Annotated in this window: 7 protein-coding genes; 3 read left to right on the forward strand and 4 right to left on the reverse strand. The window is 72.9% G+C overall.

The window, feature by feature from the left end; genetic code table 11:
- Nucleotides 1-1,171 (forward strand): winged helix DNA-binding domain-containing protein (locus K6I34_RS25260; RefSeq protein WP_238489738.1); only part of this gene is annotated, 1,171 nt, incomplete at its 5' end.
- A 105-nt stretch (nucleotides 1,172-1,276) separates the two neighbouring features.
- Here K6I34_RS25260 and K6I34_RS25265 read toward each other — a convergent pair.
- Together K6I34_RS25265 and K6I34_RS25270 are read right to left on the reverse strand one after the other, a co-directional pair.
- A complete protein-coding gene (locus K6I34_RS25265) occupies nucleotides 1,277-1,699 on the reverse strand; it encodes a VOC family protein (protein ID WP_229328776.1) in 423 nt (140 codons plus the stop codon).
- Between the two features lie 16 nt (nucleotides 1,700-1,715).
- On the reverse strand, nucleotides 1,716-3,215 hold the full coding sequence (locus K6I34_RS25270; protein ID WP_229328778.1) for an MFS transporter: 1,500 nt from the start codon (nucleotides 3,213-3,215) through the stop codon (nucleotides 1,716-1,718).
- A 122-nt stretch (nucleotides 3,216-3,337) separates the two neighbouring features.
- Here K6I34_RS25270 and K6I34_RS25275 point away from each other — a divergent pair, with 122 nt between their 5' ends.
- Entirely contained in the window at nucleotides 3,338-4,042 is a 705-nt protein-coding gene (locus tag K6I34_RS25275; protein WP_229328780.1) for a TetR/AcrR family transcriptional regulator, read from the forward strand.
- A 98-nt stretch (nucleotides 4,043-4,140) separates the two neighbouring features.
- Here the strand turns inward: K6I34_RS25275 and K6I34_RS25280 are convergent, their stop codons facing one another.
- Together K6I34_RS25280 and K6I34_RS25285 are read right to left on the reverse strand one after the other, a co-directional pair.
- A complete protein-coding gene (locus K6I34_RS25280) occupies nucleotides 4,141-5,433 on the reverse strand; it encodes a M64 family metallopeptidase (RefSeq protein WP_229328782.1) in 1,293 nt (430 codons plus the stop codon).
- 292 nt (nucleotides 5,434-5,725) lie between these two features.
- On the reverse strand, nucleotides 5,726-7,099 hold the full coding sequence (locus K6I34_RS25285) for a helix-turn-helix domain-containing protein (RefSeq protein ID WP_229328784.1): 1,374 nt from the start codon (nucleotides 7,097-7,099) through the stop codon (nucleotides 5,726-5,728).
- Between the two features lie 154 nt (nucleotides 7,100-7,253).
- On the opposite strand from K6I34_RS25285, the gene K6I34_RS25290 reads away from it, so the two are divergent.
- Nucleotides 7,254-8,597, forward strand: a 1,344-nt coding sequence (locus K6I34_RS25290) for an alpha/beta fold hydrolase (RefSeq protein WP_229328786.1), incomplete at its 3' end; no start/stop codon positions are given.

Below are 8,597 nucleotides of genomic sequence, written 5' to 3' on the forward strand. Positions count from 1 at the left end.
GCGCATCACCGACGACCAGCGCCGCGCCCGGCTCGGCAGCCGCCACCTGCTCGCCCCCGCCCACCGTGTCACCGCCGTCGAGGAGGTCGCCGACGCCCTGGTCGGGCTGCATGCGACCGACCCGGCGACGGTCTACCTGTCGGCGTGCGCACGGCTCGTGGAACCGTCCACGGCGGAGGTGGAGCGCGGGCTCTACGAGGACGTGACGCTGGTGAAGCTGCTGTCCATGCGGCGCACGATCTTCGCGGTGAGCTCCGGGCTGGCCCCGTATGTCGATTCCTCGACCGCCCGGGCCATCGCGGCCAAGGAGCGGGCGACGTTCCTGAAGCGCCTGCGGGAGGGCGCGAGCGGCGACTGGGACGAGCGGAGCCTGGCGCGGACCGAGCGCGAGGTGCTGGAGGCGCTGGCCGCGCGCGGCGAGGCGACCGTGGCCGAACTGTCCAAGGACCTCCCGGTGCTGCGGGAGCCGATCGTGAACGCGGCGGGCAAGCCGTACGAGAGCCGGCAGAGCCTCGGCAGCTGGCTGCTGCGGCTGCTGGCCTCGGACGGGCATGTGCGCCGGGCCCGGCCGCGCGGTTCGTGGACGAGCAGCATGTACGCGTACGCGCCTGTCGCGCGGTTGCCGGAGCTCCCGGTGCGGGAGGCGAAGGCGGAGGTGGCACGGCGCTGGCTCGCGTCGTTCGGGCCGGCCACGGAGGCGGACCTGAAGTGGTGGACGGGCTGGACGCTGGGCGACACGCGCCGGGCGCTGGCCGACGTGGGCGCGCGGGAGGTGCGGATCACGGAGGGGACGGGCTTCGTGCTGCCGGACGATCTGGAGGGCGGCCTGGCGGAGGCCGCGCCCGCGGAGCCGTGGGCCGCGCTGCTCCCGGGGCTGGACCCCACGGCGATGGGCTGGCGGGGCCGCGACTGGTACCTGTCCCCCGAACATGTGCCGTTCCTCTTCGACCGGGCGGGCAACATCGGCCCGACGGTGTGGTGGAACGGCAGGATCGTGGGCGGCTGGGCGCAGCGGGCGAACGGCGAGATCGTCTGGCGGGCGCTGGAGGACGTGGACGACCGGGCGGCCTCCGCGATCGCCGCGGAGGCCGCCCGGTTGTCCGGCTGGCTGGGCGAGGTACGGGTCACGCCCCGGTTCCGTACGCCGCTGGAGCGGGACCTGGTGCGCTGACCCCGGCGGACGGCCCGCCCGGTCACCGCAGTCACCTCGATCGGCACGATCGGCGCGATCGCCGCAGTCCGCCCTGCCGTCCGGTCCGCCCTGCCGCCCGGTCCGTCACAGCCAGGTCGGGGTCTTCACTTCGCCCGGGGACTCGCCGTACGGGGTGGTGATGAACTCGACGGCACACGTGCCTCCCGGGTCCAGCACATAGACGCCACGGCCGCCGTAGTTGTGGTTGATCTCGCCCTCGCGGTTCAGCGAGGGGTCGGCCCAGTAGCGCACGCCCCGCTGTTCGATACGGCCGAAGATGGCGTCGAACTCCTCGTCCGTCACGAGGTAGGCGAGGTGACTCCCGTTGATGTTGTCCGGTGCGACATGGTCGTCGGCGAAGTCGATGCCGACGCCGTTGGAGCTGGTGATCTGGGTGAAGGGGCCCCAGTCGACGGGCGGGGCGGTGTCCATCAGGTCGGCGACGAAGTTCGCGGCCGCCCGGCGGTCCTTCACGTGGACGATGATGTGGTTCAGCTCGTTGGGCATCTCGGTGGTCCTTTCCTCAGGTGGTGGACTTGCGCGTGGTGCCGGGCACGGCGAGCGCCATCAGGGCGGCGCACGCCGTGAAGACCGCGGCGATCAGCAGGGCCCGCCCGTAGCCGGAGGCCAGGGCGGACTGCAGGTCACCAGGGTGGGCGGCCAGGTGGCTCGCCGTCACGTGCGAGGCGACGGTGGCCAGGAGGGCGAGGCCGAGGGCGCCGCCCACCTGACGCGAGGTGTTGACGAGACCGGAGGCGAGCCCGGCCTCGGCGCGGTCGGTGCCGCTGGTCGCGGCGACCGTGGCGGGCATCATCGCCAGGCCCGTGCCGAAGGTGGCGAGCACGAACGGCGCGAGCACGTCGGTGACGTAGCTGCCGTCGGCGCCGATCCCGGAGAGCCAGACGAAGCCCACCGTGCTGATCACCATGCCGGTGAACAGCAGCGGGCGTGGCCCGGTGCGGGGGACGAGCCGGGTGGCGAGCTGCGCGCCCGCGATGATGGACAGCGAGCCGGGCAGGAAGCACAGGCCCGCGGTCACCGCGCTGTAGCCGAGGAGCTGCTGGAAGTAGAGCGACAGCAGGAACCACATGGCGAAGCTGGCCGCGCCCAGGCCGGTCACGACGAGGTTGGCGGTGGCGAGGCTGCGGCGGCGCAGGATGCGCAGCGGTACGAGCGGGTGGGCGACCCTCGACTCGACGGCGAGGAAGGCCAGGAGCAGCAGGGCGCCCGCGGTGAGCGGCACCCAGACCGCCGGGGAGCCCCAGCCGTGGGTCTCGGTGGAGATGATCCCGTAGACCAGCGCGGTCAGGCCCGCGGTCACGGACACGGCACCGGGGAGGTCGAGGCGGCGCAGCCCGCCCCGCCCCGCGGTGCCCGACGGCACGAAGGCCAGGGCGGCGGCGAGCAGGGCCACGCCGATGGGCACGTTGACGAACAGTACCCAGCGCCAGCCCGCGTACTCGGTGAGCACGCCGCCGACGACGGCGCCCGCGGCTCCGCCCGCCGCCATGACGGCGCTCCACGCGCCCATGGCACGGGTCCGGGCCGCGGGCTCGGTGAACGTGGTCATGATCAGGGTGAGGGTGGCGGGGGCGAGCACGGCGCCGCCGACGCCCTGGACGGCACGGGCGGCGATCAGCAGGGCGCCGCTGTCGGCGAGACCGCCGGCGAGGGAGGCCGCGGTGAAGGCGGCGAGTCCGGTGAGGAAGGCGCGCTTGGTGCCGACGAGGTCGGCCATGCGGCCGCCGAGCAGCAGTCCGGCGAAGCCGAGCGTGTAGGCGTTGACGATCCACTGCTGGCCCGCCCCGCTCAGGTGCAGTTCGGCACGCATGGACGGGAGCGCCACGTTCACGATCGACACATCGAGGATGACCATGAACTGAGCGGCGCACGCGATGAACAGGACGGCCGCCGCGGACCCGGCACGTCTCGCGGTCGGCCCGGGAACCTCGGCGTCGTGTCGTACGGACGACGCCGGGGCCGCTCCTGGGCGCGTGGTCGGCGGGGCTGACGGTTCGGGCATGACGGGGACGTCCTTACGAAGGGTTCGGCTGCCGGGAGGATCCGGGCTGCGCCCTAAAAAATAGTGGCACTCTAAAAATAAAGCACCTCTATTTTTTATTCCCGGGGCCGTATCCTGGGCCCATGACCTCGCACTCCGCCTCCGCACCGCCCGCCCCGGCCGCCGCGTCGTCCGCGACCGGACTGCGCGGCCGGAAGAGGGAGCGCACGCGCCGGGCGATCTCAGACGCGGCCTTCCGGCTCTTCGCCGAGCACGGCTTCGAGGGCGTCACGCTCAACCGCATCGCCGCCGAGGCGGACGTGGCGCCGGCCACGGTCTTCACCCACTTCGCGTCGAAGGAGGACATCTTCTTCGGCCGCCGCAAGGAGTTCGACGCGCAGCTGTGGGAGGCGGTGCGCGGGGCCCGTACCGGCGCGGACCTCCTCGACAACCTGCGGCGCTCCTGCATGACCGCGTGCGAGTCGGTGCTGAGCAGCGAGGACTCCATCGACCAGGCCCGCGTCTTCTCCCGCGTCCTCCTCGACAGCCCCGCCCTGGAGCGCAGTTACCTCCCTCTGATGCAGCGCCGCCGGGAGCGCCTGCTGGAGTTCCTCGTCGAGCGGGCACACCCCCGCACGAACACCGAGCCCGGCCTGCTGGAGGAGCTGGAGGCTTTCGCCTCCTTCGCGGTGGCGACCAGGCAGCTGGTGTTCGACGTCCTGCACAGGACACTGGCGGCGGAGTCCTCGCCTGAACGGGTCGAGGCCGCGTTCGCGGACACGCTGAACCGCGCGTGCGCGCGGCTGGAGCGGGCGTACGCCGGGTCGGACGTCCTGGAACCGGCCTGAGCCCCGAGCGGGCCCGGGAGGCACATCCCGGGCCCGCTCCGTTCTCCGAGAACGTTCTCCCGGAACGTTCTCCCGGAACGTTCTCGGAGAACCGGACGTCAGCGCGCCGTCTCCCAGGTCAAAGAGCCCTGCATGCGTTTCTGCAGCTGCGGATCGCGCACGGCTCCCGTCGTGTCGGCGGCCGTCGCCGTCACCTTGTGCGCGCGCCCGTCCGCCGGGACGCCGAGGGAGCGCGGCGTGACCGCCGTACGGCCCCGCGCGTCGCGGATCTCTCGCCCGTCGACGTACCAGCGGACCACCACGCTGTCGGCGGGCACGCGCACCGTGAGACGGTCGTCGCGCCCGACCCGGCTGTCCGTGCCGCGCTCGCTCGCCAGCACGCTCGCGTGCCGGTAGAACCCGGCGATCATCGCCTCACGGCCCGGCAGGTTGAACTCCCGCCCGAGGCTGCGCATGATCGAATTCTCGGTGGGGCGGAAGAGTCCTCTGGGGTAGTAGCCGCCGCCCTCGTACGCGCCGACCGCACCGCCGTCCGGCGAGGTCCGGCCGATCCAGCGGTACCACTTCTGCCGCTGGGCGGTCATCTGGGCGGCGGTGAGCTTGCTGATGTTCGCCTCGCCCGGTTCGGCGCCGGTGTAGGTGCCGTACTCGTCGTACTGGTACTCGTCGGCGAGCTTCCCCAGCGAGTGGCCGGTCTCGTGGACGGCGATCTGGTCGGACTTGGGATGGTCCGAGGAGGCCGTGGCGATCCCGTCGTAACCGACCTTGGAGACGATGTCGTTGTAGCCTGCGCCGCCGTACTTGGTGGAGTTGGACAGCACCACGACGAGGTCCGCGGCGGGCGCCTTCGCCGCGTACGCCTCGACCCGGCCGGTGTCGACGCACAGCAGCCGCTCGACGCCGTCGCAGAAGAAGGCGGAGCGCAGCGCGGTGTCCTTCACGACGTCCTTGCCCGGGTCCCCGGAGACGCCCGACTCGCGGGACACCACGTCGACGGCCCAGACGTTGAAAAGACCGCGATACGAGGCGTAGGGCTCGACGGCGGACATCTTCGCCCACTTGGCACGGACAGCGGCGTGGAAGTCGCCCTGCTGACTCGCCGTGTAGCCGTCACCGATGAACACGACGTCCAGCTTGTTCGCGACCGGACCGTTCTGCACGATCGGCACGACAGAGCCGTCACCGCGTGCCGAAGGCCGCAGGGATTTGGGCGGTGCGGGCGACGCGGGAACGGTGGTGTGGCGGGGGTGACCGTCGGGCCCTGTGAAGTACTCGACGCTCTGCGTGCGTTGGGGCGGCTGCGGCGTCGCCGCGCCGGCCGCCACCGGTGCAGTGACCGTGACAGCGGCCAGCGCTGCCGTCACCGCCGCGAAACGTATTCGTCTGCGCATGGGGGGTTCCTCCCGAGTCCCGCCGCCCGTATTAAACGGCGGGTCAATTCCGTTTGAGGCGCCGCTTAACGTAAGCGCTGCGCTGGCGGGCAGCAATGGTCCTGCTGACGTTTCCGGGGGGGTGACGGGAAGGGCACGCCCCGTCAGGGGCGCGGGGAACTGCGCGACCAGCCACAACACAACCGGCAGCCGCGCACCGAGCTCACGAGGCAGCCCGGTAGGCGCCGCGCAGCGGACCCGCAGCCGCGCGCGCAGCGCAAGACGCACCCCAGTAGGCGCAACCCGCCGTGCCTCAGAAGCGCGGAGGTTCCTTCGGTGCCGGGCCCAGCGTGGTGGTGCCCGGCGCCGCACGGTGTCCCAGCCCCGTGCGGTACGCGTCGAGCGCCGCCTCGGTCCGCCCCGTACGCCGCAGCAGGTCGCCCAACAGGCGGCACAGGTCCGCCAGATCCCCCGCCGCACCCGTCCGTTCCAGCAGGGAGAGCGCCGAGCAGTAGTGCTCCTCCGCCGTCTCGTGCTCGCCGCGTTCCTCCGCGATGAGGCCCAGCAGCCGGTGTGCGCCGCCCGCGTGCACCGCGCCGCGTTCCGCACCCAGGGCGGAGGGCGAGAGCAGGGGCCGCAGCAGCCGTTCCGCCTCCTCCGTCTTGCCGCGCCGCCGGAGCACGTCCGCCAGTTCCACTTCCACCTGCACGGTGAACAGTGCGGCCCGTTTGGAGGCCAGCATGTCCCGTGCGGTGCGCAGTTCGGTCTCGGCGCCCGCCAGATCGCCGTCCTGCGCGCGGACGTAGCCGCGCATCCAGTGGCAGTGGGCCAGTTCCGTACGGATCTGGAGCTGCCGGTAGAGCTCCTGCGCCTTGGCGAGCGACACGTCGGCCTCGGCGATGCGTCCCTCCGCGATGAACGTCCGGGCCACTCCGCGGTGCATCTTGGCGACGAGCGCCGGGTCGTCCACCTGGGGCGCGAGGGCCAGGGCGAGCTCCGCGGCGTGCGCGGCCCGCGCGTGTGCTCCCATGTCCATGTAGGGCGCGATGGATGCCGTGTAGAGCAGCAGCAGCGCGTCCGGGTCGTGCAGGCCCGAGGCGTTCAGTTCGTCGAGGGCGGTCTCCAGCAGATAGCAGGCGTAGCGCAGTTCGCCGGCGAGCAGGTGCGCTGTCGCGCGGCCCCGGAGCGCGGGGACGCGACGCGGCAGCGGCTCGTCCGCGAGGAGCTGTTCCGCGGCGGCGAAGTGCTCGCGGGCCGCCACGAGGTCGCCCGTCTCCAGCGCGCAGTCCCCGAGCCCGAGCAGCGCGGCGGCCTGCTCCTGGAGCAGCTCCAGACCGGCGGCCTCGTCGCACAGCGCGTGGAACAGCCGTGCCGCGTCCTCCGCCTCGCCCGTGGCGAGCGTGCGCCGGGCGTCCGTCAGCCGCATGCGCAGCCGTGTCGCCAGGTGCGGCGGCCTGCCCGTGGCGAGCTCCTCGACCGTGGTGCCGAGGCGCTCGGCGAGATGCCGCAGGGCGTTCTCCGAGGGGCGCACCCGCCCCGCCTCCAGCGTCGAGACGTACGCGGCCGTGTAGGCGGGCTCCGCGAGCTGCCGCTGGGTGAGCCCCTTCTCCGTACGCAGCCGCAGGACGCGGCGGCCTATGTCGGCGGGCTCGTCCGCCCGTGTGCCGCGGGTGCTGTTCTCGGTCACTGCCCGCCCCTCGGTACGTTCGGTAGGTTACGCCGTGCGGTGCACGCCGTGAGTCAAGCCCGTCGGGGCCCGGCCACGGCGTTCCGATGTCTTACTGATGCCTGTCCGATGTCCGTCCGACATCCGGCGGGCCCATGCACATGAGGGTGGGAGCATGCCGGAGAACGTCGGTGGAGGGACCGGAGACGCCGGAGGGGCCGTCGCGGCGCCTGCCGGGCGGAGGGCCGGGACGGCGACGTTCCGGCAGCCCGGAACCGTCCTCACGGACCACTGGTTCGACGTTCCGCTCGACCACGCCGAGCCCGGCGGCGAGACGATCCGGCTGTACGCCCGCGAGGTCGTCGCCGCCCGCCGCGAGCACGACGACCTGCCGTGGCTCGTCTACCTCCAGGGCGGACCGGGCTTCCAGGCGCCCCGCCCGGTCGGCCGGGACAGCTGGCTCGACCGCGCGCTGGAGGACTACCGCGTCCTCCTCCTCGACCAGCGCGGCACCGGGCGCTCCACCCCCGCCGGCCGGCAGACGCTCCCGCTGCGCGGCGGCCCCGCCGAACAGGCCGACTACCTCGCCCACTTCCGCGCCGACTCGATCGTCCGCGACTGCGAACTGATCCGCCCGCTGCTCACCGGCGGCCGCCCCTGGAGCGTGCTCGGGCAGAGCTTCGGCGGCTTCTGCGCCGTCACCTACCTCTCGTACGCCCCCGAGGGGCTGGCGGAGGTGCTGATCACCGGCGGTCTGCCGTCGCTGGACGCCGACGCGGACGCCGTCTACCGCGCCGCCTACCCGCGCATGGAACGCAAGACCCTCGCGCACTACGCGCGTTATCCCGGCGACGAGGACGCCGCCCGGCGTATCGCGGCCCACCTCGCCGAGCACGAGGAAGTGCTGCCGGACGGCACCCTGCTCACCGTCGGAGCCTTCCAGCAGCTCGGCATCCTCCTGGGCACCGGCGACGGCTCGCACCGGCTGCACTACCTGCTGGAGGACGCCTTCGTCGACACCGTGGCGGGCCCCCGCCTGTCCGACGCGTTCGCCGAAGCGGCCGCCGCCGTGCTCTCCCGCGCCCACTGCCCGCTCTACGCGATCCTCCACGAAGCCATTTATGCCCAGGACGGGCGGGCGACGCACTGGTCCGCCGAACGCGTACGCGCCGAATTCCCCCAGTTCGACAGCCACTTCGAGCCGGGCGCGCGTTTCCTGTTCACCGGCGAGACCGTCCACCCCTGGATGCTCCGCACCCACCCGGCCCTGCGCCCCCTGCGCCGCACCGCGGAACTCCTCGCGGAACGCAAGGGCTGGACCCCGCTGTACGACGTGTCGCGCCTCGCCGGGAACACCGTGCCGGTGGCCGCCGCCGTCTACCACGACGACCTCTACGTCGAAACGGAGCACTCGCTGCGGACGGCACGGGCGATCCGGGGCCTGCGGACGTGGGTGACGGACGAGTACGAGCACGACGGGGTGCGGGTGAGCGAGGGGGCGGTCCTGGACCGCCTGCTG

The sequence above is a fragment of the Streptomyces sp. UNOC14_S4 genome, from assembly GCF_020740835.1.
Lineage (GTDB): Bacteria > Actinomycetota > Actinomycetes > Streptomycetales > Streptomycetaceae > Streptomyces.